The 24,878-nt window shown below is 47.6% G+C and carries 25 protein-coding genes; 5 read left to right on the top strand and 20 right to left on the bottom strand.

From position 1 onward, the window contains the following. Nucleotides 1-44: 44 nt before the first annotated feature. The 12 genes from QBE54_RS00860 to QBE54_RS00805 form a co-directional block, all read right to left on the bottom strand. A complete protein-coding gene (locus QBE54_RS00860) occupies nucleotides 45-242 on the bottom strand; it encodes a hypothetical protein (RefSeq protein WP_369018473.1) in 198 nt (65 codons plus the stop codon). Nucleotides 243-368: 126 nt separating this feature from the next. Beyond that, the gene (locus QBE54_RS00855) at nucleotides 369-1,028 is read right to left on the bottom strand and encodes a hypothetical protein (protein ID WP_369018472.1); all 660 of its coding nucleotides are present in this window, start codon (nucleotides 1,026-1,028) and stop codon (nucleotides 369-371) included. 220 nt (nucleotides 1,029-1,248) lie between these two features. Beyond that, the gene (locus QBE54_RS00850; RefSeq protein ID WP_369018471.1) at nucleotides 1,249-2,199 is read right to left on the bottom strand and encodes an ABC transporter permease; all 951 of its coding nucleotides are present in this window, start codon (nucleotides 2,197-2,199) and stop codon (nucleotides 1,249-1,251) included. Beyond that, nucleotides 2,196-3,188 carry an ABC transporter permease gene (locus tag QBE54_RS00845; protein WP_369018470.1) on the bottom strand — a complete coding sequence of 331 codons (993 nt, stop codon included), beginning with the start codon at nucleotides 3,186-3,188 and terminating at the stop codon, nucleotides 2,196-2,198. The genes QBE54_RS00850 and QBE54_RS00845 overlap by 4 nt, the downstream gene beginning before the upstream one ends. Before the next feature lie 11 nt (nucleotides 3,189-3,199). Next, nucleotides 3,200-4,708, bottom strand: a complete 1,509-nt coding sequence (locus QBE54_RS00840; protein WP_369018469.1) for a sugar ABC transporter ATP-binding protein — start codon at nucleotides 4,706-4,708, stop codon at nucleotides 3,200-3,202. A 42-nt stretch (nucleotides 4,709-4,750) separates the two neighbouring features. After that, the gene (locus QBE54_RS00835) at nucleotides 4,751-5,764 is read right to left on the bottom strand and encodes a substrate-binding domain-containing protein (RefSeq protein ID WP_369018468.1); all 1,014 of its coding nucleotides are present in this window, start codon (nucleotides 5,762-5,764) and stop codon (nucleotides 4,751-4,753) included. Between the two features lie 125 nt (nucleotides 5,765-5,889). Then, entirely contained in the window at nucleotides 5,890-6,705 is an 816-nt protein-coding gene (locus QBE54_RS00830; RefSeq protein WP_369018467.1) for a DeoR/GlpR family DNA-binding transcription regulator, read from the bottom strand. A 6-nt stretch (nucleotides 6,706-6,711) separates the two neighbouring features. Continuing rightward, nucleotides 6,712-7,704, bottom strand: coding sequence for an ABC transporter permease (locus QBE54_RS00825; protein ID WP_369018466.1), 993 nt, complete (start codon nucleotides 7,702-7,704; stop codon nucleotides 6,712-6,714). Continuing rightward, entirely contained in the window at nucleotides 7,694-8,683 is a 990-nt protein-coding gene (locus QBE54_RS00820) for an ABC transporter permease (protein WP_369018465.1), read from the bottom strand. Before QBE54_RS00820 ends, QBE54_RS00825 begins: the two co-directional genes overlap by 11 nt. Before the next feature lie 25 nt (nucleotides 8,684-8,708). Beyond that, entirely contained in the window at nucleotides 8,709-10,253 is a 1,545-nt protein-coding gene (locus tag QBE54_RS00815; protein WP_369019369.1) for a sugar ABC transporter ATP-binding protein, read from the bottom strand. Nucleotides 10,254-10,313: 60 nt separating this feature from the next. After that, nucleotides 10,314-11,318, bottom strand: coding sequence for a rhamnose ABC transporter substrate-binding protein (rhaS, locus tag QBE54_RS00810; protein ID WP_369018464.1), 1,005 nt, complete (start codon nucleotides 11,316-11,318; stop codon nucleotides 10,314-10,316). 219 nt (nucleotides 11,319-11,537) lie between these two features. Then, entirely contained in the window at nucleotides 11,538-12,521 is a 984-nt protein-coding gene (locus QBE54_RS00805) for an aldo/keto reductase (RefSeq protein WP_369018463.1), read from the bottom strand. A 158-nt stretch (nucleotides 12,522-12,679) separates the two neighbouring features. On the opposite strand from QBE54_RS00805, the gene rfbA reads away from it, so the two are divergent. Genes rfbA through QBE54_RS00780 form a run of 5 tightly spaced genes read left to right on the top strand, consistent with a single transcriptional unit; the run spans nucleotide 12,680 to nucleotide 17,267 of the window. Further along, nucleotides 12,680-13,555 (top strand): glucose-1-phosphate thymidylyltransferase RfbA, encoded by an 876-nt coding sequence (gene rfbA, locus QBE54_RS00800; RefSeq protein ID WP_369018462.1) that lies wholly within the window; start codon nucleotides 12,680-12,682, stop codon nucleotides 13,553-13,555. Further along, on the top strand, nucleotides 13,552-14,127 hold the full coding sequence (gene rfbC / locus QBE54_RS00795; protein ID WP_369018461.1) for a dTDP-4-dehydrorhamnose 3,5-epimerase: 576 nt from the start codon (nucleotides 13,552-13,554) through the stop codon (nucleotides 14,125-14,127). Before rfbA ends, rfbC begins: the two co-directional genes overlap by 4 nt. Further along, complete coding sequence (gene rfbD, locus QBE54_RS00790; protein WP_369018460.1) at nucleotides 14,124-14,966, top strand: dTDP-4-dehydrorhamnose reductase; 843 nt, start codon at nucleotides 14,124-14,126, stop codon at nucleotides 14,964-14,966. The genes rfbC and rfbD overlap by 4 nt, the downstream gene beginning before the upstream one ends. Then, a complete protein-coding gene (gene rfbB, locus QBE54_RS00785; RefSeq protein ID WP_369018459.1) occupies nucleotides 14,963-16,024 on the top strand; it encodes a dTDP-glucose 4,6-dehydratase in 1,062 nt (353 codons plus the stop codon). The genes rfbD and rfbB overlap by 4 nt, the downstream gene beginning before the upstream one ends. Before the next feature lie 25 nt (nucleotides 16,025-16,049). Continuing rightward, nucleotides 16,050-17,267 carry a TIGR04013 family B12-binding domain/radical SAM domain-containing protein gene (locus tag QBE54_RS00780; protein WP_369018458.1) on the top strand — a complete coding sequence of 406 codons (1,218 nt, stop codon included), beginning with the start codon at nucleotides 16,050-16,052 and terminating at the stop codon, nucleotides 17,265-17,267. Here QBE54_RS00780 and ychF read toward each other — a convergent pair. The 8 genes from ychF to QBE54_RS00740 form a co-directional block, all read right to left on the bottom strand. Beyond that, nucleotides 17,252-18,346, bottom strand: a complete 1,095-nt coding sequence (gene ychF / locus QBE54_RS00775) for a redox-regulated ATPase YchF (protein ID WP_369018457.1) — start codon at nucleotides 18,344-18,346, stop codon at nucleotides 17,252-17,254. The genes QBE54_RS00780 and ychF overlap by 16 nt on opposite strands. A 1-nt stretch (nucleotide 18,347) precedes the next feature. After that, entirely contained in the window at nucleotides 18,348-18,569 is a 222-nt protein-coding gene (locus QBE54_RS00770; RefSeq protein ID WP_369018456.1) for a DUF951 domain-containing protein, read from the bottom strand. A gap of 19 nt (nucleotides 18,570-18,588) precedes the next feature. Then, a complete protein-coding gene (locus QBE54_RS00765) occupies nucleotides 18,589-19,104 on the bottom strand; it encodes a nitroreductase family protein (protein ID WP_369018455.1) in 516 nt (171 codons plus the stop codon). A gap of 26 nt (nucleotides 19,105-19,130) precedes the next feature. Then, a complete protein-coding gene (locus QBE54_RS00760) occupies nucleotides 19,131-22,205 on the bottom strand; it encodes a hypothetical protein (protein WP_369018454.1) in 3,075 nt (1,024 codons plus the stop codon). A 109-nt stretch (nucleotides 22,206-22,314) separates the two neighbouring features. After that, entirely contained in the window at nucleotides 22,315-22,533 is a 219-nt protein-coding gene (locus tag QBE54_RS00755; protein WP_369018453.1) for a hypothetical protein, read from the bottom strand. Further along, nucleotides 22,530-23,462 carry a hypothetical protein gene (locus tag QBE54_RS00750; RefSeq protein WP_369018452.1) on the bottom strand — a complete coding sequence of 311 codons (933 nt, stop codon included), beginning with the start codon at nucleotides 23,460-23,462 and terminating at the stop codon, nucleotides 22,530-22,532. Before QBE54_RS00750 ends, QBE54_RS00755 begins: the two co-directional genes overlap by 4 nt. After that, nucleotides 23,463-23,984 carry a ferredoxin domain-containing protein gene (locus QBE54_RS00745; protein ID WP_369018451.1) on the bottom strand — a complete coding sequence of 174 codons (522 nt, stop codon included), beginning with the start codon at nucleotides 23,982-23,984 and terminating at the stop codon, nucleotides 23,463-23,465. It abuts the gene before it with no gap. Nucleotides 23,985-23,999: 15 nt separating this feature from the next. Next, nucleotides 24,000-24,875: a radical SAM protein gene (locus tag QBE54_RS00740; protein WP_369018450.1), complete on the bottom strand. Its 876-nt coding sequence runs from the start codon at nucleotides 24,873-24,875 to the stop codon at nucleotides 24,000-24,002. Nucleotides 24,876-24,878 lie beyond the last annotated feature (3 nt).

Below are 24,878 nucleotides of genomic sequence, written 5' to 3'. Positions count from 1 at the left end.
TTCTTCCTAAACCCCAGTGTGGCTTTTTTATTATACTACTTCATTTACCTTTCTAAGTGAAACTGCATGGTTTCCAGTTCAATCGCATCGTCATAGTAGTTCCAGAACTCCTCCCAGAAAGTGTGGTTCAGTCTCTCCACCATTCCATCGAGTTTGGGGGAGTGATGAGGAAGCACCAACAGTTTGAGGTTCTTCTCTTTGCAGGCTTCTTCAAATTCACCATAAAACTCACTTCCCCCCATCCACCGATATGGCTTTTATTGGAAAGGGACGGTGCTCAAGCAACTCTTCCAGGAAGTTCTTAGCCAGATCGATCTTCTTGCAAATCAAAAATTTTCTAAAAACCAGAGAAAAGAGCTAAAGATACTCTATATCGGTGAGTGCTGCCCACCTGGGGTGGAGTGCTTTTTAGCCTGCACAATCCCTTCAAAAACAATACTTTGGACTTCGAAGTATCCGCGTTTCTTCTCCCCATCTTCGCCCCCACTCATCACTAACCCCCAACCAGAACCATCGGTGTAGACCCAGCCAAAGGTTTTTGCCGGAAGCCAAGCATACCAGAAAGGTTTCCCTCTTTCATCGAGGTTATAGGGGGTTTTGGGCCATATACAAAGAGGAGTTACCACCACGTGGTAGGAAGCTCCAGGAACAAGACCCTGAAGGGTAAAGCTTTGTGGATCTGCCTGAAGGTAGAAGAAGTACTTGGGATCAGGAACGTACTGGGCGGGGTAGTCGCGGAAAAAGACTGGGTAATTGTAACGAACGTCCTTGGTCCAGTATGCCGAGGACAAGGGTTCCGACGGTTCAACAATGGAAATCCGATATCCCACTACAATACGCTTTACAGGCAGGTAGTAGAAAATTATACCACCGGCTGCACCTTGGTCGGATTCAAAAATGGATTCTACTTCAGCCTCAAAGGGAGAAAAGGAAAGGGTTGCTTCTCCATCGAAACTCTGCGAGAAAGCAAGGGAAGAACAGAGCACAAAAAACAGGAAAGCTAACAACGCTTTTAAACATATTAACATAACAAGAGAACACCTCCCAAACGGTAAGGCAATCAACCTTCAAAAAATATATCTTTAAGTTCATACCTCTTAATATCATGTGATACATCTGATAAGTCCAATTTCTCCCAAATACTTTTAGGCTTCTCCGTCCCAAATTTTTCTTCTTGCAGGTTACAAGTCACCTTTGCTTGTTTCCAAAGACTGACGGTGTCTTCTAAAAACACTTTTAACGTCCATTTTATACCTCAACCCCTCCAATCATCCGGTTAACAGCGATAACTCCCAGTAAGATAAGACCCCACAGAGCACTGGCAAGATGAGAACTCAAGCCCAGAAGGTTGAATCCGGTAGCGACAACCTGGAGAACAACAATAGAAACCACCACCCCAGGAAGACGCCCAAATCCTCCCGCTGGATCCACACCTCCCAAAACACAGGCCAGGACGGTAAGCAGAAGATACGATTCTCCATAATCAGCCTGGGCGGCATTGAAGCGAGAAATCATGACCAGCCCTGCAACGCCAGAAAGAAAGCTGGACAGAAAGTAAGTTTTAAAAAGCACCAGAGCATTGTCAACTCCAGCAAAGAGAGTCGCTGTAGGGTTTGAACCAAGAAGGTATACATAGGTCCCAAAGCGCGTCCTGGTAAGAAGAAGGTACAGGGAAAAAGCACAGATGAAAAAGATTACAAAAGGCATGGGGATACCCAGGATAGTCCCATTTCCCAGGAAAAGAAAACTATCTGGAAAGCCAGCAATAACATAACCCCTGGTGAGAACCAGGGACACCCCCCGAATAAAAATCATAAGTCCCAAAGTAGCGATAATGGCTGGAACATTAACCCAGGCAATGAGAACTCCCTTGAGAACCGCAAAAAGCAGTACAAAAGAGAGGCCAAACAGCATGGCCAAGGGAACTGAAAAACCACTTCGAGTCATACCTATGGCAGCAACAACTCCACAAAGGTTTGCCGTAGCAATGACGGAAAGGTCAATTCCTCCGGTAAGCATTGGAGTTATCTGAGCAAGAGTTAAAATGCCCAAAAGTGGCAACTGGAAGGCAATGGACTGGAGGCTTTCCAAACCAAGCAGTCTCCCCCTGGTCAAAATCCCTAGAAGAACAATTAAGAAAGTGACCACAGCTACCAGAACTGCAGACTGCATTTCTCGCCTTCCCAATTTATCCGTCATGTCCGCCCTCTCCTTTTTTGTTCAAGGTTCTGCTGATAGGCACTCAAAGTGGCAGCAAGAACAATAATGAGTCCCATGATAACCTGGTGCCAGTACGCTGAAGCCCTAACCAGAATGAGACCATTTTTGATAAAGGCGATAAAAAGGACGCCTAAAACTACCCCAAGGGGAGATCCGGCGCCACCAAAAACACTTGCCCCTCCCAGGATTGCTGCTGCCAGAACATCGAGCTCTCGACCCACAATAGCGTTGGGTTGAATCATCTGATTGAGTTCTGCGTGCACAAAACCAGCAAGGCCAGCAAGAAGACCAATGTAGCAGTATACGAAAAGCTGGATTCGAAAGATGTTGAACCCGGCTCGGCGAGCAGCTTCGCTATTTCCTCCCAGAGCGTAAACTTTCCGACCAATGGGGAGATATTTCAAAATGACCCAGGTTGCAAAAGCAATCAGGAACCACACCACTGTAAAAATAGAGAGTCCGTAGTCCACTCCCTTTTCAGAAACCAGGGTAAGCACCTTCAAACGTGCAAAATCCCGAAAAGGTGCTGGAAAACCATAAATCCACTTCCCCTTGCTGATCACCATCAAAAGGCCGTAGAAAACGTTGAGGTTAGAAATGGTGATGATAACCGGGTGCACCCGGGTTCGGTTCACCAAAAAAGCGTTGAAAGCCCCAAGCGCTATACCTATAGGAATGGGGATTAAAAAAGCCAGAAAGACACTTTCCACCATGTATCTGGTGATGATGACTCCCATGACGTATTGGGCCACAGTGGCAATGGCCGTGAAGGAAACATCAATCCCTCCAGAAATCAAAACCACAAGTTCTCCTAAAGCTACAATACCCAGGAAAGAGTTATTGCGTAGTACATCGAAGAGGTTTTCCGCAGTAAGAAATTTAGGATTCAAAAGAAAAAGAACTACAGAAAGAGCAACCACAACACCTGCCAGATACGTTTCCGTTTTACCAGCAATACGCTGCAGCAAAGTGATCGCCTCTATCCAACGATTTCTTTCCGAAGTTCCTCTTCGGTAACTTCCCCAGGCTTATACTCCCGAATGATACGCCCCTCCCTCATGACCAGAATTCGGTGGCAAATTTGAAGGACCTCATGTTCCTCATCCGAAATTAAGATGATGCCAATGCTCTTATCCCTGGCAAGAGTAAGGATCACTTCGTAAATGCTTTCTTTCGCTGCCACATCAACTCCATGGGTGGGGGTATCAAGAATGAGAATCCGTGGAGCGGTGAGAATCCACCGGGCAAGAACAACTTTTTGCTGGTTACCCCCCGAGAGAGCGCGAACTGGCGCATCTACTGCCGGAGCTTTTATGCCAAAGTCCCGAACGGCTCTATTGGCCACGGAAAGCTTTTTCAACGGATGTAAAAAACCCAGGCGCTCCACAAGCTTATCAAGAATGGTCACCACAATGTTGTCAGCCACAGGTTGATCGAGAATCAGGCCCTGGAGAAGCCTGTTTTCCGGCACATAACCAATGCCCTGCCGGATGGCATCACGGTTGGAACGAAAAGTAACCTCCCTACCCTCGAGGAAAATCTTGCCTGAATCAGGGGGATTGAGCCCAAACAGGGTTAAGGCAAGCTCAGTTCGACCCGAACCCCGGGGACCAATAAGGCCCAGAATCTCTCCTCGGTGAAGGCTAAAGTTAACGTCGTTATACTCACCTCTCCGGGTAAGGTTTTCTATCCTGAGAATCTCTTCTTCACTCCTTAAAGGAGCAATAAGAGACTGAGCAGCGATTTCTTTTCCAGTCATCAAAAAAGAAAGGTGAGCCTTGTTAAGTTCCTCCTTTGGAAAAGTGCCCACTTTCACCCCATCCCGGAGAATCGTTACCCGATCACTTATTTCAAGCACCTCATCCAGGCGGTGGCTTATGAAAACAAAAGCGATGCCCTGAGCCCTCAACTCGCGGATGAAACCAAAAAGACGCTGTACTTCCCGAAAAGTTAGTGAAGCTGTCGGTTCATCAAGAATAATGAGCTTTGCTTCACTCGCTATCGCCCGGCATATGGCCACAAGCTGCTGGTCAGCAAAGGGCAGTCTTCCCAGGATAGCACGGGGGTCAATGTTGATACCAATTCGCTCAAATACTTCTTTTGCCCGCCGCTCTATATCGCTCCAGGAAACAAACTTCTGATTCCTCTCAATATACTCATGGGCAAAAATGTTCTCAGCCACTGAAAGGTTAGGAAAGAGGGAAAGGTCCTGATACACCACATGGATCCCCAGGTGAAAAGCAAGGTAAGGAGTAAGGCGGGGAACTCTTCGCCCCTCAACAACAATTTCTGCTCCCGGCTCAGGTTGAACAACGCCAGTAGTAATCTTCACCAGCGTGCTTTTGCCTGAGCCGTTCTCTCCCACCAGCCCGTGGACCTCACCCCGAAGGACTGAAAAATCCACATCCCGGAGAGCCACGACACCCCCGTACCGCTTGCTTACGCGAGAAAGAGAAAGAACCAAAGAAGCCGCAGACACAAATTTCACCTCAAAGAAAACGCCGGGGTGAAGCACCCCGGCGTTTCTTCTTCAGAAGCCAAGAGATTCTGCAGTTTCAGCATCAGGCATGATTTTGATTTGGTTCACGCTGATAACTTTTCCTTCCACCTTAATGGGTCCAAGACCCGGAATTTCCATCCCCTCTTTAATCTCCACACCATCAAGAATTTGCTTGGCAATGTAAACCATAGCGTATCCAGCATCTTTGGGATCCCAGAGTTGTGCCCAGTCCACAGCCCCGGTGGCAAGGTATGGAGCAACAGTGGAGGGAATTGCGCTTCCCACAACGATAATTTCGTCCTCCATGCCCTTTTCAGCCACAGCTTGAGCTGCTCCAATCGGACCCAGGCTACCCCAACCAATTACTGCTTTGAGTTGATCACCATAGGTAGTAATCAGGTCAAGAACTGCCGCCCGAGAATCTTCAACAGATTCGGCGGTGGGTAGGCGGGAAGTAAGTTCTTTCAGAAAAGGATACTTTTCCTTTGCATATTCAAGCGCCACATCAGCCCAGTAATTGTGAAGAGGCACCGTAAGACTTCCCACCAGCATTACAAAACCAGCCGGGTTTTCAGGGGTGTACTTATCAAGCTCGCCCATTTCCTTAAGTTCTTCCACAATAGCATCGATGGGCTGCTGTCCGTATTTTACGCTGTCGATGGTTTCAACATCCCAATCGATGGCTTCAGTTTCAAACGGTGACTCATGAGTAATAACCACAATACCCCGCTCCCGTGCCTTGTTGAAAACTGGAACCAGAGCTTTGGCGTCGTTGGGAACTACACACACTGCATCCACACCACGGGTTACCAGGTCTTCGACCATTTGAACCTGAGGTGCTGGATCAGCAGTTGCCGGACCAGTAAGATAAGCGTTTACACCGAGTTCCTTTGCCGCCTGCTCTACACCTTCCGCCATGCGATTAAACCAGGGAATACCTGCAATCTTGACTACTACCGCAATTTCATACGGTTCCGCTGCAAAAGCTACCGAAGTCCACACCAGAAGGCCCAAAAGCAGGAAAAACACCACCAAACGCTTCATAGGTGATCACCCCCCTTTATAGATTGTAACAGAAAGGGTTTTGGTGTCAACAAATACCGGTTGCCAGTCCCAGCTCTGAAATGCATAATCAGAACATCAATCAGCGTTTTGCCAACAGTTGTTCATCACCTAGCAGCCGAAGAAAAGTCACCAAGTGTTACTTTTACCACCTGAATCCCCATATCCTCGAGTTTTTTCGCCAGAGTAGAATCGAGATATTCATCAGTAAATATCCTGGTCACTTTTCGTAACTCACAGATTTTAAAAAAAGCTACTTCCTGGAATTTCCGGCTTTCGGCAACCAGAATAACCTCGCAAGCAGAGTTAACCATGACTTTCTTAAGGTTTGCCTCGAGCTCAAAAACATCGGCAAGATATCCCTCGTTAACCAGAATTGCCCGAGCTCCCAGAAAGATTTTATCAGCATAATAATTCCGCGCAGCTTCCTCTGCCTGAGGTCCCACGAAAGAAAAAGACGGTGGGTGAAGGGTACCTCCAGTAGCAATAATGTTAAAGTTAGGATTAGAAGCTAAACTGATGCAGATATCCAGTGAGCTGGTAAGGATGGTCACTTTCTTGTCAGGGTCCATGTTCCGGGCAACCTGCAGGGCAGTAGTACTGGCATCAAAGATAACTGAATCTCCGTCTTCAATGATTTTTGCAGCTTCCTTTCCAATAGCTTCCTTAATTTCGCGGTTGGTAACTTCACGAAGCGAGAGGGGGATTTCGACACTGCTTGTCTTCACTCGGGAAGCTCCACCATAAATCCTGCGTAATAAACCCTGCTGCTCCAGCAATTTCAAATCCTGGCGGATAGTGTCTTCACTCACCCCAAAGGTTTGTGCCAACTCCTTCACAGTAAGGGTTCGGCGAGTATTCAGAGACTCCAGAATTTTAAGGCGTCGTTCTTCGGCAATCAAACCACTTCTTCTCTTCAGCATAAGAACCTACGACACCACCTGACGCGTACGCCTGGAAGCAAAAAGGTTGGGAAACATGACCACGCAGACCAACACAAAACCGATGATTACCATCATGACCTGACCTGGAACGTTGCGAAGCCCCATGCCATAACGCAAAAAGCGCATGAGAATAAGTGCAAGACAAGCTCCCAAAATAGTCCCCTTACCTCCGGCCGGGTTTGCCCCCCCTAAAACAGCAATAGCAATAACTTCGAGTTCATAACCGGTCGCCACATTGGGCCGAGAGCTGCCCAGTTTAGAAGTGAGAAAAACTGCTGTCACCCCAGCCATGAGTCCGTTAAGAGTAAAAAGGATTCTCCGCATTTTTCCTACCGGCACGCCAGAAAAAAGGGCCGCCTTTCGGTTGGTACCTATTGCAAATATCTTGCGTCCGAAAGCAGTTCGATGGAGCAAAATACCGTACACGACTGCGCACAAAAGGAAGGCTACCAACATAAAAGGGATGTGAGTCTTGCCCACATACCCCCAGGCCAGATACGAATACCAGAGCGGAAAACCACTGATTGCTTTATCACCGAGCAGGATATAGGCAATACCTCGATAAAGCGAAAAACCAGCTAAGGTTACTATGATGGCTGAGAGATTCGGTACGCGGGAAATGAGAAGGCCGTTGAAATACCCACACAGGGTTCCCACTCCCAGAGCTACAAAAATAGCAAGCGCCATGGGAACACCTGCTCGATGAGCCATGGCCATGAGGACCGAAGATAGAGCGACAATGGAGGCTACCGAAATGTCTATCTCACCGGCAACCAAAACCAGTACCATGGGAAACACCATAAACCCGGCCTCGAGAAACACCGAAAGTGCGTCCATAATGCTTGCATAACGCAAAAAATGTGGAGAAAGCTGGGCGTTGACCACAAACGTAATGCCAATAAGAACCAAGAGAAGCCATTCCCAGCGAAAGACAAAAAACTTCGTCTCTCGGCGGAGGAATTCTTTATCACGCTCCATAGCGCATCCTCCTCAACTCTTCGCGCTGCCTGAGCTGCGCTCGCTCAGCACTGCGGGTAATAAGGGCATTTACCACCGCAGCAACCAAGATAATTATTCCCTGAAGAGCCATCTTCCAGAAAGGAGAAACCCTGATCATGGGTAGGGCATTATTGATTATTCCAATGGTTATGGCTCCCAAGAAAACCCCGGGAACAGTTCCCACACCACCGGTTATGCTCACCCCTCCCAGAACACAGGCAGCAACCACCGTGAGCACAAAGCCCGAAGCAGTGTCGTTCTGAGCCGAGGCATACCTGGCCACCCACATAACCCCTCCCAGGCCAGAGAGTGCCCCCGAAATAACGTAGACCAGCCAGGTGATAAAGGTGGTATTGATGCCGATGACTTTCGCAGCCTCAAAATTGCTTCCCACCGCATAGATTTCCCGTCCCGTACGGGTATGGTTAACGAAATAATAAAAGACCACATACACAATTAGAGCAATGGTTATCAGGTTGGAAATACCCAAAAGCCTTCCCGTCGCCATGGATTTGAACGATTCAGGCATCTCGTGAGCACTGACCCAACGGCCACCACTCACTATAAAGGTAATACCCCGATAGATGTACATCATGCTCAAAGTGGCAATGATGGGAAGAACTTTCCCTTTAGCCACAATGAGACCAGTTACCGAACCCAAAAGTGCGCCGAAAACCAGCCCGAAAACCAGAATTAAAGGCGGCGAGAGATGAGGATTGTCTCGAACCAGGATACCTGAAACCATACCCGCCAGAGCAAGAACCGATTCAGTGGAAAGATCAATCCCTCCAGTAACCAAAACCAGCATCATGCCCACTGCCATCACGGCGAGGACTGAAGTATCGATAAGCATATCGTGAAGGTTGCCCCAGGTCAGGAAGCGGGGATTGCGCATACCGATGACGGTAGAAATAATCACAATAAAAACAATAATCCCTAATTCCCTGAAACCTCGCATTTGCAATACAAATTCCGAAAAAGACTTATTGCTCCCTTTCACCTGTAGCGCTCACCACCTGATGCCTATTACCCAGTTGAGTAACACCCACTGCCATTTCCATAAGCTTTTCCTGAGTGGCCTCCCGACGTTCAAGGATACCACTTACTCTCCCCTCACACATGACCAGAATACGGTCACTCATCCCCAGAATTTCCGGCATTTCAGAAGAAATCATGATAATCCCTAACCCCTGTTGTGCAAGTTCTGACATAATACGGTGAATAGCAGCCTTAGCTCCTACGTCCACTCCGTGCGTTGGTTCATCCAGAATAAGAATCCTAAGTCGGGCAGCAAGTAGTTTGGCTACCACAACTTTTTGCTGGTTACCGCCTGAGAGTGAACTAACCGGGCTGAAAATAGAAGGAGCTTTGATTTTCAAAAGTTCGAGCATCTTTGAGGAAAGCTGGTGTTCACGCTCTGGCTGAAGCCAACCGTGCCGGGTGAGAGAATCAAGGATGATGATGGCAATATTATCATTAATGCTCATTGGTAAGAACAACCCCTGCTGCAGGCGGTCTTCAGGAAGATACCCAATACCACAGGCAATGGCATCCAGAGGACTTCGGATAGTAACTTCTTTTCCTTCCACAAAAATTTTGCCTTGGTCTGCTGGAGCAATACCAAACAGGGCGTGAGCCACCTCGGTCCGACCCGAACCTACCAGACCGCTCATACCCAGAATTTCTCCTGTGTGCAAGGTGAAAGAAACATTGGAAAAATAGCCCATCCGGGACAAGCCTTCCACCCGCAAAAGCTCTGCTCCTCGCTCCACCTGAATTTTGGGGAAGAGCTGGTCGATTTCTCGACCCACCATAGCTCGGATGAGCTCTCTCTCACTCACCCCGTCCACCATCCAGGTCCCCACTTTTCTCCCATCTCGCAAAACGGTTACCCGGTCAGCAACTTCAAAAATGTCCTCAAGGCGGTGCGAAATAAAAATGATGGAGGTACCACGTGCCTTCAACTGCTTCATAATTCTGTATAATTCTTCAGCCTCTCGCTTGGTAAGCGCCGCGGTGGGTTCGTCCATAATCAAAACCCGGGCATCGATTGACAGAGCCTTGGCAATCTCCACTATCTGCTGCTGAGCAGCACTCAGAGAACCTACCGGCGTTGAAGGGTCGAGGTCCGAACCCAGGGATTCAAGAAGCTCCCAAGCTTTTTTGCGCATTTCCCTCCAGTTAAGGCGCTTAAAAAGCGGACTCACCAGAGGATGGCCCAGAAAAATATTCTCCGTAATGGTAAGATGCGGGAAAGAAGCCGGTTGCTGATACACTGCAGCTATTCGGTAGCGGAGTGCTACAGTGGGATTATGAAAAGTCACTTTCTGACCTTCCCACCGAATTTCCCCAGTATCCGGCTGGTGGACCCCGGTGATAATTTTAATAAGAGTGGATTTGCCGGCACCATTTTCACCTACCAGGGCGTGAATTTCCCCTTTGCGAAGGTCAAAATCAACCTGCTCCAGAGCCTTGATGCCGGGAAAATATTTGGATATTCCACGCAATTCAAGAATATTCTCGCTCAACTCATTCACCCCATAAAAAACCAAGGGGCAGGGCTAACCCTGCCCCTCAAAAAGCAGGCTTTAGAACACGTCCTTCCACTCGTCAATGTTGGACGCATCGAAGCGGAAAGGAGGTCCAAGCAGCACCTCAGTCCCGCCATCCTCGGCTTTGGTGATGGTCCGCTCGCCAAGTCTTCCTGCAGTGAAGGTCTCACCCTCTTTGCCGGTTATAGTACCTTCACAGAGAAGCCCTGCAACGTAAGCAGCAAGATAACCCAGATCCACCGGGTTCCAGAGATAGAAGGCTTCACAGGCTCCATTCTTAACCCATTCAGCCATCTCACTGGGAAGGCCTAAACCGGTGAGCTTGATTTTTCCAATCAAACCCGCATCGGTAATAGCCTTGGCAGTGGCGCTTATACCAACAGTAGTTGGAGAAATTATACCCTTGAGGTTGGGGTAGGATTTGAAAAGACCCATCGCCTCATTATAGCTTTTATCCCGCAAGTCATCTCCATAAACAATGGCTGCAAGACGCATCTTGGAGTATTTGGGATCTTTGAGCTCTTCCTGCATCCAGCGAATCCAGGTATTTTGATTGGTCATAGTAGCCGCTGCCGAAAGAATAGCAATTTCACCTTCATAGCCAATCATCTCGGCAATGGCCTGAACCTGAAGTCTTCCAATTTGTTCGGCATCGGCCTGGTTCACGTGGACGATGCGGCCCTGGGGATTCACTGCTGAGTCAAAGGAAACGACTTTTATGCCGTTGGCCATAGCTTTTTTGAGAACTGGAACCAGGGCATTGAAGTCGTTGGCACTCACGCAGATAGCATCTACATTCTGAGCAATAAAGTTCTCAATGATTTCAATTTGCCCCTCTACAGTGGGAGTAGGTGGACCCTGGAAAATAAAGGTGTTCCCAAGTTCATCACATGCTTCTTGACCACCACGGGCACAAGCCTCAAAAAAAGGATTCCCTACATTCTTTACCAGCATCCCAATGGTAAAGTCCTTTGCAGAAACCCCAAAAGCAAGTACACCACACAAAAGTAACAACACCGCAGCGAAAAGAAGCTTTCTCATTCCCCTCACCCTCCTTTGTAAATATTACGCAAGACTAAAAGCAGTAAGCACGAATTAGAAAATTTTGGAAAAATCTCACCTCCTTTTTATTATTTTAATCATTTCCCGGAAATCGGTCAAGATTTTTCCCAATTTGCCCGTAATTTCTCCAGATTTTCCCGTTTTTTTCCAAATACAACCCCACTGGGCAACTGGAAAACGCCATAAGCTTCACAACCTCTACCAGCGATGGTGCACTGCACTGCGTATGTAGCGCTCGTAAATTCCCCTAACTTTTTCCATCACTCCCTCTTCAAGCGGCGGCAAGCTGGAGCTCAACGCATTTTCCTCAGCCTGGCGAGGGTTTTTAGCACCCGGAATAACCGTGCTCACCTCGGGAAACATCAAAATCCACTTCAGGGCAAACTGGGCCATGGTAAAACCCGCAGGAAGTATTTCCCGAAGCTCTGCAACCGCCCGTAGGCCCTGTTCCAGGTCCACTCCAGCAAAAGTTTCTCCACGGTCAAAAGCCTGCCCAAAGCGGTTAAAGTTGCGGTGGTCATCAGGTGGAAAAACGGTATCGGGGGTGATTTTTCCAGTGAGCAAACCACTGGCTAAGGGGACTCTCGCGATAATGGCCACTCTTTTTTCTCTACAACGAGAAAAGAAAAGCTCTGCAGGACGTTGCCTAAACATGTTGAAAATAATCTGCACACTGCGCACTCCCGGATATTCGATGGCCTTAAGACCTTCTTCCACTTTTTCAACACTAACTCCATAATAGCGAATCTTTCCTTCGGCAACCAGCTTGTCCAGGGCTTCAAAAACTTCGGGACGGTAGTAAACTTCTGTCGGTGGACAGTGCAGTTGTAAAAGATCGATGGTCTCGGTTTCCAGGTTTTTCAAGCTCCGCTCTACAAATGCCCTCAGATTTTCCTCCGTATAGCCGTCTGCAATATGGGGAGAAAGCCTCCTTCCCGCTTTGGTAGCCACAAAAACCGGTTCCCGGCGTTCCCGAAGGACTCGGGCTATCAAGCGCTCACTACGTCCGTCTCCATATACATCGGCAGTATCAATGAAGTTGACCCCGCAATCAATGGCTTTGTGTAATGCAGAAATGGCATCTTTCTCCTCAACTTTTCCCCAACCCCCACCTATGGCCCAGGCACCAAAACCCACTTCACTTACCGCCCAACCACATCTTCCAAAAACCCGATAATTCACAATTTCACCTCCAACCAGCACAATATTTTTACCGCTATTCTCCCCATCAGTATAACACTCTGCAAAACTTTCAGGCTCCCAAACAGAAACGCTTCCAAAACCAATCTAAATGGGAAATGCTCTGTGATAAAATAAGTTTCAAGGAGAAAAGACCAACCATGAAAGCTCTGATTCTTTCTGGAGGACACGGAACCAGACTCTACCCGATAACCAAAGCAGTGAGCAAACAGTTGCTCCCGGTTTATGATAAACCTATGATTTACTATCCGCTTTCTACAGTTATGCTTTCTGGAATCCGCGAAGTACTACTCATCACCAACCCCGAGTATTTGGACCTTTACCTCAGGTTACTTGGCGATGGTTCACAGTTGGGTATCCACATCGAATACGCCATCCAAAACGAACCTCGGGGTTTGGCTGATGCTTTCTTAGTGGGAGAAAAGTTTATAGCTGGTGAAAAATGCATGTTGATTCTGGGTGACAACATCTTCCATGGCCGGGGCTTTGGTGCCACGTTACGCAGAGCGGCTTCTCTGGAGAAAGGAGCCCTCATCTTTGGTTACTACGTTAAAAATCCCAGCGCTTATGGGGTGATTGAAATTGACGCTGGAGGAAAAGCCCTCTCCATTGAAGAAAAGCCCTCACAACCTCGCTCCCATTATGCGGTGCCCGGGCTTTACTTCTACGATGAGAAAGTGGTGGAATTTGCCAAAGAGCTAAAACCCTCTGCCCGAGGGGAACTGGAAATAACCGACCTTAACCGCAAGTATCTGGAACGGGGAGAGCTCCAGGTAGAAATCCTGGGCCGAGGTTTCGCCTGGTTAGACATGGGAACTTGCGAGAGTTTGCTCGAAGCAGCCAATTTTGTGGAAACCATACAGAAAAGACAGGGGTTTTACATCGGCTGCATCGAAGAGGTAGCCTATCGAATGGGTTATATTGATCGTGAACAGTTACTCAAACTGGGCAAGGCAATGGAAAAAACTGACTACGGAAAATACTTAATTGAAATTGCTAACGGAGAGCAAAAATGAGTGAGTTTTTGAAAATTCCCACCGAGCTTCCCGATCTTTTTCTGATTGAACCCCAAATTTTCAAGGACCAGCGGGGGTTTTTCATGGAGTTCTGGAATCAGCAAGCCTTTGCTAAAATAGGCCTTAAGCTTCAATTTGTTCAGGATAACCACTCTCGCTCCCAAAAGGGGGTATTGCGAGGGCTACACTTCCAGGACCCTCATCCTCAGGGTAAATTAATCCGGGTAGTTCGAGGTAGCATTTTCGATGTGGCAGTGGACCTGCGTACCTCGTCACCCACCTTTGGCAGGTGGTGGGGAACGATTCTCAGCGAAGAAAACTTCCGCATGCTTTACATACCTCCCGGTTTTGCCCACGGTTTCTTAGTCCTGAGTGATTGGGTTGACGTTATTTACAAAGCCACTGACTACTACCATCCCAAATGCGAAGGGGGAATTCGCTGGGACGACCCGGAACTGGGCATTGAGTGGCCTTTACAGGAATATGGCATTACCAGACCCTTGCTTTCTCGCAAAGACGAAAGCTGGCCTTCGTTCAGCGAATGGGTACACAAAAAATGGGGGAAACTATGAAAGTTCTCCTAACAGGAGCCTGGGGGCAGCTTGGTCAGGCCTTTCAGGAACTCTTTGAAAAAGAGGGAATACATTACTGTGCCCGGGGACACCAAGAGTTGGATATCACCAACCTGCAGCTTTTGCGAGAAGCCATCCGGGGTAAGGGTTTCACCCACATTATAAATTGCGCTGCCTTCAACGATGTGGATGGAGCAGAAAAGGAGTGGCAGAAAGCCTACCTTGTAAACGGTATAGGTGTGCGCAACTTAGCCATAGTCGCTCAGGAAGAGAACATAGAGCTCATGCACTTTTCAACCGACTACGTCTTCGACGGCCAGAAGGGCACTCCTTATACCATTTTCGACACACCCTGTCCCCTTAACCGTTACGGAGAGAGCAAATTGCTGGGAGAAAGGTTGATACTTCTTGCCAACAAATGGTACCTTATCCGGACCAGCTGGGTATTTGGAAAAGGGAGAAATAACTTCCTCCGCAAAGTACTCTCCTGGTCTGCACAAAAAGACCGCTTGCGTATCGCCTGCGATGAAGTAAGTTCTCCCACCTACGCAAATGACCTGGCCTGGGCCAGCTACCTCCTTTTGCGGGAAGGAGCCTGGGGCATATATCATATAACCAATACCCCAGCCAGTCGTTACCAGTGGGCAGAGTATTTCCTGAGAAAAATAGGCTGGAAAGGAGCAATAGAGCCAGCTCAACAGGAAGAATTTTCCCTCCCTGCCCGCAGACCAAAATTCTCGGTGCTCGACAACTTTGGTTTAAAAGAAACCATCAACTTTCAGATGCCCAGCTGGGAAGAAGCTACTGAGCGTTTCATAAGGGAGGAAATCCTCAAATGATCTTACTGGCAACCGGATGCGCAGGGTTTATCGGCAGTAATTTCGTACACTTCTACCTGCGTTTAAAACCCGAATGCAAAATTATTGGCCTCGATAAACTGACCTACGCTGGCAACCTGGAAAACCTGGCCCCAGTGCAACAAAAAGAAAAAGAGCGCTTCATTTTTGTGCGGGGAGATATTGCCAACACAGAGCTTGTGGAACATTTGTTTTCTCTTTACGACATCGATGTGGTGGTCAACTTTGCTGCGGAGTCTCACGTAGACCGCTCCATAGACAACCCCCAGGTTTTCCTGCAAACCAATGTCATGGGAACCCAGAATCTCCTGGAAGTGGCCAGGAAAAGCTGGCTCCAGAAAGACAAATCAACACAGAATAAAAAATTTATTCAAATCTCCACTGATGAAGTCTATGGCACTCTGGGTCCTGAGGGTCGATTTACTGAAGCAAGCCCCCTTTGTCCCCGAAGCCCTTATGCAGCCAGCAAGGCAGCTGCAGATTTGTTGGCCCGTTCTTACTGGGTTACCTATGGTCTTCCGGTAGTCATAACCCGCTGCTGCAATAACTACGGGCCGTATCAGTTTCCGGAAAAGCTCATTCCTTTTATGATCTGGAACGCCCTCAAACATCAGGAACTTCCCATTTATGGTGACGGAAGGCAAATCCGGGATTGGCTCTATGTACTCGACCACTGCCGTGCTCTGGCTCTGGTGATTGAGAAAGGGAAACCGGGAGAAGTGTACAATATAGGAGCCCAAGAAGAACGAGAAAATCTGGAGGTGGTGCACAAAATTCTGGCAATTCTTCAGAAGAAAACTGGCGATCCGCTTATAAATGAAAAACTAATCCGTCACGTAAAGGACCGCCCGGGTCATGACCGGCGCTATGCATTGGAGGTAAGTAAGATAGAAAAAGAGTTGGGGTGGAAAAAAGAAATCTCCTTTGAAGAAGGACTGGAAAAGACTGTGGAGTGGTACCTCAACCACCGCCAGTGGTTAGAACGGGTGATATCCGGAGAGTATCTGAATTTTTACCAGAAATGGTATCGGGAAAGATAAAAACTATCGCAGGAGAAACAAAAGGTTGAATGAGCAAAAACCTTCTCTACTGGTTCTCTACACCAGACCTAACCGGTTTAGCCTTAACGCTATTTTGGGAGCTATCGGTAACCGCAAAGAGTTCAACATCAGATTTTGCACTTCCTCAGAAGAACTCTACCAGGTGGTTTCGTCATCCAGTAAGGCATTGCTTTTGGTTTCTTCCATGAGCAAGGAATGGAGAGAGCGCAGAGCATTGCTTCAGGAACTTCGTGAGAAAAACCCGCATCTTGGCATCTGTGTTGGCGGCCCCCACCCCAGCGCAAAAAGCGCCGATTTTGAAGGAATAGCGCACTGGATTGTGAAAGGAGAAGGAGAAAAAACCATAATAAAAGTTCTCCAGGAATGGAAAGAGGAACCTCTCCCGCAAACATCACGCGTACTCAAGGGAGAACCCGTTGTGTTGGGTGAATATCTTCCCTCACCAGTCTGGCTGGGCATATTTGGTCCTTTGGAAATAACCCGAGGTTGCCCTTTCGGATGTTACTTCTGCCAAACCAGCTATCTCTTCGGCAAAAACCCCCGCCACCGCCCCCTGGAAGCAATACTGGAATATGTCCGCATGATGTCCAAAAATAACCTGACCGATATTCGCTTCATTTCTCCCAATGCTCTTTCCTATGGTTCTCCCGATGGAAAAACGCTCAACTTTGATGCTTGCTTAAACTTGCTTTCTGAAACACGGCGCATAATTGGAAAAAGGGGGCGCATTTTCTTTGGCTCTTTTCCATCAGAAGTGCGTCCAGAATTTCTGAACCAGGAAGTAGCTCGGGAACTCAAAAAATTGGTTGACAACCACAATCTGGTTATCGGCGCCCAATCGGGAAGCGACCGCTTACTTCAGACAATCGGGCGGGGTCACAGTAGTGAAGATGTTTTGCAGGCAGCAGAGGCTGCAGCCTCTGCTGGTTTTGTCCCCATCGTGGACTTTATTTTTGGCTTTCCTCAGGAAACCGAGGAAGACTTTCAAAGAACCGTTTCTCTCATCGAAAAACTCCTTGCCCAAGGCGCACAAATCCATGCTCATGCCTTTATGCCTCTCCCAGGTACTCCCTTTGCCAACACCATTCCCCGCAGGCTTACCCGGAAAGAACTGAAGCTCCTGGGAAATCTGGCCAGAAGAGGCCAGCTTTTTGGGCAGTGGCAAACACACCAGAAGATAGCTGAGAAAATGCGGGAGGAAACCATTCAAACCGAAAAGTGAAAATAGAGCAAGTCTCCATCCTGAACCTGATAATCTTTTCCCTCCAAGCGAACGCGGCCCAGGGCTTTAGCTTGCTCCAGAGAACCAATTTCGAGAAGCTCCCGGGCGTTGATGACTTCAGCTTTAATAAATCCCTTTTGCATGTCGGTATGCACTTTACCTGCTGCCTCTTTCGCTGTAGAGCCCTGCAACAGTTCCCAGGCACGAAGTTCCTTATCACCAAAAGTGTAAAAAGTAATCAATCCCAAGGTAGCGTAGGTCTCACGAATAAAGGCTGTAAGACCGCTCTCCTTGAGACCAAACTCCTGCATGAAAATTGTACGTTCCTTGAGATCTTCAATCTCCTGAAGTTCTTCCTCCAGCTTGACGAGCAGAGGAAGTAGCGGAACTCCTTCTTGTTTACACCAGGCTTCCATTTTCTGATAAAGAGCACGAGCTTGTTCGCTCTCATCAAGGTTGGCAAGGTAAATGATGGGCTTAAGGGTAATCAATTGAAAAGGTTTCAAAATAACCTTTTCTTCTTCACTAAAAGTAAGCTTGCGAAGAGGTATTCCCTCAGAAAGAGCATCTCGAACGCGCAAAAGCAGGTCTCTTTCTTTTTCCAACTCTTTACTGGAAGTCTTTTTGAAAAGCTCCTGAACTTTTTGAAGACGCCTTTCCACAATTTCCAGGTCCGAGAGCATGAGCTCAATATCCACCACTTCTCGGTCCCGCAAGGGATCGAGATCCCCCATAAAATGAGGAATATCAGGATCCATAAAAAAGCGGATTACTTCCACTACAGCGTCCACGCCGCGTATGGCACTCAAAAACTGGTTACCCAGGCCCTCTCCCTTACTCGCACCCTTCACAAGACCCGCAACATCCACAAATTCCACCGTAGCGGTGACTACTCGGGGAGGTTTCAGAATTTCAGCCAACCTTTCCAAGCGAGAGTCAGGAACACTCACTACCCCCAGATTAGGCTCAATGGTACAAAAAGGGTAAGGAGCCACAGCAGCATGAGCCCGGGTGAGCAGATTAAAGAGGGTGGTCTTTCCAGAGTTGGGAAGCCCGATGATACCAGCCTTGAGGCCCATCTCAAATCTCCACAGCTATCTGGTGTGGTTTAAGTCGGATACCCCGGCGTACCACTTCCCGAATTTTGCGCTCCAGCTTACGCCGGGGTATCATTACAAAACGCCCACACCCCAGACATTTAATGCCAATATCCACCCCTACCCGGGTCACTTTCCACTCCGAACTACCGCAGGGGTGCTTCTTTTTCAACACCAGAACGTCATCCACTTCAATCCTGAGCACCAAGACGACTCACTTCCCGTCAGGGAGTATACACCTCTTCACTAACAATCCTTTCCAAGGATTTGCGCTGAGTAGCCTGAGGAACTTTCACCGGGTAACCTAAAGGAGTAATAGCCACCACTCTGACTTCAGGCGGTATTTCACAGATTTCTTTCACTTTTTCTTCATCGAAATCACCGATCCAGCAAGTCCCAAGCCCTTTGTTCCAGGCTGCAAGAATGAGGTGGGTGAAGGCAATAGCTACATCAATCGGCCAGCTCTCCATGTATTTACCAATGAAACCACCCCGTCCCGTAGCACAGGCAACAATGACCACCGGAGCTTCGCCCACAAATTCCTGCCCTGAGCAAGCCTGAGCCAGATAGCGTTTCTTTTTTTCGTTTCTGACCACGATAAATTTCCAGGGTTGCAGATTTCCCGCGGAAGGCGCCATACGAGCCGCTTCCAGAATCTCTTTTAAGTCTTCTTCCACAACCTCTTCACTGCGAAACTTACGAACGCTTCGACGAGATTTTATTACTTCGCTTAACTCCATAATCAGGCCTCCCTTTCCTGCACTTTTCAAGGATCGTTATCGGGAAAACGGGGTATTTTAATCTCAGTATAAGGTTTCAATTTCAAAGGATCCGTAATCAGGTCCTTGTTGGCTTCCATAATGATTTTCCACTTCCTACCATCGCGATAGTACCGGCGAGCGATAGTCCATAGATTATCCCAGGGCAAGATAACGTAGGAAGTATACTTCTTGCTTTCTTCAAGCAGGGCACTCAAGCGCTCGTTCTCGCGTTGTAATTCCTCTATTTGCTGGTCCTTGGCAACAAGCTCCTTTTGCAAGGCATCGATAGCTTCCTGTGCTTTGCGTTTTTCTTCCTCAAGTCGGGCAATTTCTTCAAGCGAACCCTTCGTCTCTTTAAGTTCCTGAATTTCCCGCTCAATGCGTTCTCGTTCCTGAATTTTTTCCTGAAGCCTCTGGTCGATGGTGGCTCTTTCTTCACCTAATCTGGCTATTTCAGACCGTAAGGCTTCCTTTTGCTGGGTCAATACGTCCAGGTCTTCCTGAACATTTTCCACCGCCTCTTTCTCCTCCAGTGTTTCCAAAATCTGATTCACTTTCTCCTCCAGAGTCTTCTTAGAAGCAGAAAGCTCTGCCAAGGCCTGTTTAATATTTTCCAGCTCCTGAGAATCCACTTTGGCATCTTCAAGTGCCGAAAGCATGCTCTCAGAGAGTTCCGCCATCTTTTTCTCTACAGCGTTTATCTTGATCTGAATTTCCTGACGCAGGGTCTCCTGAGCAAAGGTTTTCAAGGCCGAAAGCTGAGCCAGGACTTCTTCCAGAGTAGAACTCAGTTCCTGAACAACTTCTTGCTCAGGCACTTCATTGAGTTTCTGTAAAACACCGTTTAAAGATGCAGAAAGTCTGTCCACTTCTTCCTGCAAAGCGCTCAAACTTTCTCCAATGCTGGCTGCATCCAGCGAAGACCACTGCTCTTCCAAATTATTTATTTTCCGATCTATTTCCTGCAGTTGAGCTTCAAGCGCTTCCTTGGTAGCAATTAACTGATTCATTTCTGAAACGATTTGTGCCACCTCTTCCCGATTTGCCTTCTCCTCAGCAAAGCTTACCAGCTGTTGTTTCAATTCCTCGATAGCCTTCAATTTTTCCTCCCACTGGGCGAGCAACGACTCCCGCTGCTTTTTCAAAGCGGCAATTTCCTCTTTAATGTTTAATTGTTCCTGGACCAAATCGGCCACTGATTGGGCCAATCCTTCAAGGTAAGCCTTATCAGGTAAACTGGCCAAAACTTTTTCAATTTCCCCCCTTGTGCTTTGAAGCAATTCCTGGAACTTTTGCTGCCAACTTGCCCCCTCCTCGGCAATGGTAACCTTCAGCTTTGCGATATCATCCCCAAGCTGGGGAAGAGATTGTTTCAGTACATCCAAGCCCTGAACGAGCTGTTCATATTTTCCAAAAAGAGCGCTCAGATCTTCGCTCTTTCGACCCAAGTCTTCTTCAAGCTGCATCACCTGTTCAGAAATTCTACCCACTTCTTCCCGGAGCGAAGTAACAAGTTGTTCTCCCTGGGCTTTAATCTCCAGAAAACGTTCTTCCATTTCTTGCGCGTTCTCCTCTTGGTACTGAGTAAACTCCTGCTCCAGGCTGCTAAAAGCGCCGTGTAGCTCATTGAGATTACGCTCAAAGTCTTCCAGCTTCCCTTGCAGAGTTTTTAGTTTTTCCTCAAGCAAGGAGCGCAGCGTTTCCCCTTCTTCTTTGCTCACAAACTGTTCAGGAAGCTGTGCCAAAGTATTTTTGAATTCTCCAAGCTGCGATTGCACAGCTCCAAGTGCCTGAGAAGTGTCCTGCAGGTTACGGTAAAGAAGGTTGACCTTAGCCTGAAATTCTTTGCGGAGCTCTGAAGAGGTCTGGCCAACTTCAGTTCTGACCTCCTCAAGTGTCCTTGAAAGCTCATCAAAGGTGCTTTGCAGGTTATCTCGGAAAGCGAGCAATTCCTGCTTCACAGTCTCCACTTCACCCTGCAAGGCAACGCTTTGCTCAAGCTCTTCCAATCTCTTCTGGAGTTCGCCAATTGCTTTTTTGGAGTAATTCAAAAGTGTCGTCAAGCGCTGGTCAAGGTTCAAAGCGGCCACCTGTGTGGAAAGCTCCTCCAACCCTTTTTGCAAATCGGAAAGCTGGGCAACCTTCTCGCCAAGTTCACCCACCATCTGCACAAGGTCGTTTAAAGAACCCGAGGAATCTTCCAAACGTGCAAAGAGTTCCTGAATCTCAGCAGTAAGGGCATTCACTTTCTCCATCAACCAGCTTACGCTTTCTCCGCTTTGGGTGACCAGGTCTTCAAGGGATTTTACTTTATCAGAAAGCGCAGAAAGCTGAGCAGCTAAATCGCGGAGGTTCTTTTCAACCTCGGTTAGCCGGACCTGCAATACCCCAAGTTTTTCCTCAAGCAAGGAGCGCAGCGTTTCCCCTTCTTCTTTGCTCACAAACTGTTCAGGAAGCTGTGCCAAAGTATTTTTGAATTCTCCAAGCTGCGATTGCACAGCTCCAAGTGCCTGAGAAGTGTCCTGCAGGTTACGGTAAAGAAGATTAACCTTAGCCTGAAATTCTTTGCGAAAATCAGTCGAGGTTTGAGCAAAACTTTTTTCGAGATTTTCCAGCTTCTGGCTTAAAGCAGAAGAAGAAGCGCTAATTTCTTCCACACTTTGAGTAAGACGTGATAGCACATCTTCCAGAGCACGAACTTTTTGATTTTGTTCTCCAAAATAACGCTGAATTTCTTCTTTGCTCATAAAAGCGCCAAGGCTTTGAGAGAGTTCAGAGATTGCACTCTCGTTTTTTGAAACAGCACCACTCAGCTCCTCCATAAAATTCTTTTGAGCAGAAAGCTCCTGAGCAAGCTCTCCTTGAGTTTTCTCCAAAGAATCAATGCGTGCCCCCAGCTCGGTTACATCTTCAGGAACAGTTGCTACTTTTTCGGAAAGATTTTTTAAAGCCTCCTGTTGAGAAGTAACAGTTTCCTGGATGCTGGAAAGCCGAGGTTGTAGCAGGTTAAACTCCACCAGGGCTACAATGGAAAGAATCAATGCCACAACGGCAATTAAAGCCCAGAACCAGTTTCTCAAGTTATCACCCCCATTTTTAAAAAGTGCAAGGCGGTTTATCTATTAGATTATAGCATAGCCGGAAAACGAAAAAGAGGCCCGTCGGGACTACTCGATGGAAATTGCAGTTTCAAAAGGGGAGGGAAAGATAGCGCAAAGGAGGGTAATCGTTGAAAAGTAAGGGATATGCGACGTAACCCAGGAAAAACCAGACCCCCCAGAAAAGAGCCAGAATAACCCAGAACTTTAGCCCCGAGGCTTTCCTGCGTTCATCACTCCAGGACCGAACACCGCTGGAAAGAAGGTCTTTTTTACCCCGCAAACGGTGTGTAACTTCCACCGGAATCATTCTTCTTCGCTCATAATTTTCCTGTACACAACCCGGGCAAAATCCTTCTTGGTATTGCGGTCAACAAACTTCAAGGCTCGTAAAAGTTCGTATTCCTTCTCGCTTAAGTGCCCTTCGTAAAAGGTTTTTTCCAGAGCCGGCACCCGGAAATACTCAAGCCCCAAGGTGGCAACCAGAAATTCCCTGCCTTCAGCAGTACGAATTCGGGCTTCCATCTTTTCGACCACAGAGAGATTACCGGAACGATACATTTCAACCACTTCTTCGCCAGAATAACCGGGCATAGTTTTAAACACCGTGTGCACCACAATGTTGCCCATCTCTTTACCAGAGCGAATTTCCTCCTTCACTTCCCAAAGCAACGGTGAAAAAACGATACTCTCTTCATCCAGCAAGGGCTGAGCCTCTTTAATATCCAGACCAAGACCCTGCAGCTTTTTAAGAGCTCGCTCCAGCACTACCTGGGGTGGTTCTGGTTTCTCAATAGGTTCTTCAAGTGGTATCTGGGGTTGTTTCTCTTCTTGGAGTTTTTCCTGCTCAAGAGGTATGGATACTTCCTCCTCCTGTAGAGGTTGAAAAACCGTCTCCGGAGGCTTCTCTTCTTTGGGTGCCTCACTCTTGCGGCCTGCAGAGCGGGAAAGAGCATTCCAGGCCTTTCGAGCTTCCAGCTCTTTCAGAATTTTCCCTTTCCATCCGGCAACCGAAGTCGGCTCTTCGGAAGCAGTAGAATCCTCTGACAAAGGTTTTTTGGTACTTCTCTTGCGGGGAGGAGAAAAAATATCCTCTTCCTCACTTTCCTCCCACATCCTCCGTTCTCGGGCACTCTCACGAAGTATCAGCACAATGCTTATCAAAATAGCAACGATTAAAACTGCCAGGATCAAACCTATGATATCCTGAACTCGCAAAGCAAGGTCCACAATGTCCACCTATCCCTTTCTATCAAAATAAATATTCTTCCCATAGGCAGAAAGAGGAATACCCATTACCAGGTCGTCGTCGCACATTCTGCTCAAGCGAGCCACTACTCCAATACGATACATGATACGGTTGTCAACGTTAAAAATAGAAGCTGTCTTTACTGCAGAACCCAGAGCAATACCCAGGTCCAGCGCCCGCAGAATACACTGTGGTCCTTTAAAGTCTTTCATTTCTTTTGGTTGCAGTTCACTGCAAGAGCTAAATCCACAGGCGCCACAATTCAAGCCAGCCGGAGTGGCATCCTTTATACCCAGAAGCAACACCGCTTCTGAATCCTTAACATTCTGCCCATCTCTCACAAAACCAGCAATGCCTTTTTCTTTGCCATAGTTAATCATAGCCTCTCCCAGCTTTTGGGTTTCCTCTTTATCCAGCACCCTGACAGTCACAAAATCTTCTCCCTTGGTCTTGGGAGCAGTACGCGCCGCTATCGCCATAAAATGAGCAACCTGCTTGATTGCTTCCTGCATAGCTTCAACCCCCCACTACTGTAAGATAAGATTCGAAAGTCCCAGCTCTCGGGCAAAACGTACTACTTTTCGGTAAGTGTTGTCGTCAATAAAGCTGTTCAATTCTGGAAAGCACCCAGCTGAAACTTTATAAACCGGGCGGTACTGACGCATCAAGGTAACATGTACCTTCTTGGAAATATTTTCGGCTATAAAGCGAAGATTTTCAAGTGCTTCTTCAACCAGGCTGGGAATAAGCAAAATTCTGATTATTAAACCCTTTACCGCTATACCATTTAAAAGCATCACTTCGCCAACCTGTCTAAACATTTCGATAAGCGCCTGACGGTTGACCTCGGGATAATTGGGAACACCCGAATAGCGTAGAGCACTTTCTTCACTTGCATAGCGCATATCAGGAAGATAAATATCAACTACCCCTCGAAAAAGTTTCAGAGTCTCCAGTTTATCGTAACCCCCTGTGTTATAGACAATTGGAATACCCAAACCTTTTTCCCTTGCAATATACAGAGCCTTAAGTATCTGCGGTGCAAAGTGACTCGGAGAGACCAGGTTTACATTGTGACATCTCATACGCTCCAAAGCAAGCATAATTCGGGCAAGATCCTCAATAGAGATAGCCTCTCCCTCTCCCAGTTGACTGATGGAATAATTCTGGCAATACACACACTTCATATTGCAGCCTGAAAAGAAAATGGTACCCGAACCACCCCACCCGGAAAGGATAGACTCTTCTCCAAAGTGAGGATGATAACTGGCTACCTCGGGCAAAAAACCAGTTCCGCACCGACCCCTTTCCCCCTGAAGCCGATTCACGCCACACTCCAGAGGACATACCTTACAGAAGCTGAGGCTACCCAAAAACTGCTCCACAGTTTCCAGGTCAACCATCGG

Source organism: Thermatribacter velox, from assembly GCF_038396615.1.
Lineage (GTDB): Bacteria > Atribacterota > Atribacteria > Atribacterales > Thermatribacteraceae > Thermatribacter > Thermatribacter velox.
This window is presented reverse-complemented; position numbering and strand designations above follow the sequence as displayed.

Excerpts from the sequence above, each read along its gene's own strand:
- rfbA (WP_369018462.1), top strand. The coding sequence starts at position 12,680 with ATGAAAGCTCTGATTCTTTCTGGAGGACACGGAACCAGACTCTACCCG.
- QBE54_RS00860 (WP_369018473.1), bottom strand. The coding sequence starts at position 242 with ATGGGGGGAAGTGAGTTTTATGGTGAATTTGAAGAAGCCTGCAAAGAG.
- QBE54_RS00765 (WP_369018455.1), bottom strand. The coding sequence starts at position 19,104 with ATGGAGTTAAGCGAAGTAATAAAATCTCGTCGAAGCGTTCGTAAGTTT.
- QBE54_RS00850 (WP_369018471.1), bottom strand. The coding sequence starts at position 2,199 with ATGACGGATAAATTGGGAAGGCGAGAAATGCAGTCTGCAGTTCTGGTA.
- rhaS (WP_369018464.1), bottom strand. The coding sequence starts at position 11,318 with ATGAGAAAGCTTCTTTTCGCTGCGGTGTTGTTACTTTTGTGTGGTGTA.
- QBE54_RS00830 (WP_369018467.1), bottom strand. The coding sequence starts at position 6,705 with ATGCTGAAGAGAAGAAGTGGTTTGATTGCCGAAGAACGACGCCTTAAA.
- QBE54_RS00820 (WP_369018465.1), bottom strand. The coding sequence starts at position 8,683 with ATGCGAGGTTTCAGGGAATTAGGGATTATTGTTTTTATTGTGATTATT.
- QBE54_RS00755 (WP_369018453.1), bottom strand. The coding sequence starts at position 22,533 with ATGATTCCGGTGGAAGTTACACACCGTTTGCGGGGTAAAAAAGACCTT.
- rfbB (WP_369018459.1), top strand. The coding sequence starts at position 14,963 with ATGATCTTACTGGCAACCGGATGCGCAGGGTTTATCGGCAGTAATTTC.
- rfbD (WP_369018460.1), top strand. The coding sequence starts at position 14,124 with ATGAAAGTTCTCCTAACAGGAGCCTGGGGGCAGCTTGGTCAGGCCTTT.
- QBE54_RS00855 (WP_369018472.1), bottom strand. The coding sequence starts at position 1,028 with ATGTTAATATGTTTAAAAGCGTTGTTAGCTTTCCTGTTTTTTGTGCTC.
- QBE54_RS00835 (WP_369018468.1), bottom strand. The coding sequence starts at position 5,764 with ATGAAGCGTTTGGTGGTGTTTTTCCTGCTTTTGGGCCTTCTGGTGTGG.
- QBE54_RS00740 (WP_369018450.1), bottom strand. The coding sequence starts at position 24,875 with ATGGTTGACCTGGAAACTGTGGAGCAGTTTTTGGGTAGCCTCAGCTTC.
- QBE54_RS00825 (WP_369018466.1), bottom strand. The coding sequence starts at position 7,704 with ATGGAGCGTGATAAAGAATTCCTCCGCCGAGAGACGAAGTTTTTTGTC.
- ychF (WP_369018457.1), bottom strand. The coding sequence starts at position 18,346 with ATGGGCCTCAAGGCTGGTATCATCGGGCTTCCCAACTCTGGAAAGACC.
- QBE54_RS00745 (WP_369018451.1), bottom strand. The coding sequence starts at position 23,984 with ATGCAGGAAGCAATCAAGCAGGTTGCTCATTTTATGGCGATAGCGGCG.
- rfbC (WP_369018461.1), top strand. The coding sequence starts at position 13,552 with ATGAGTGAGTTTTTGAAAATTCCCACCGAGCTTCCCGATCTTTTTCTG.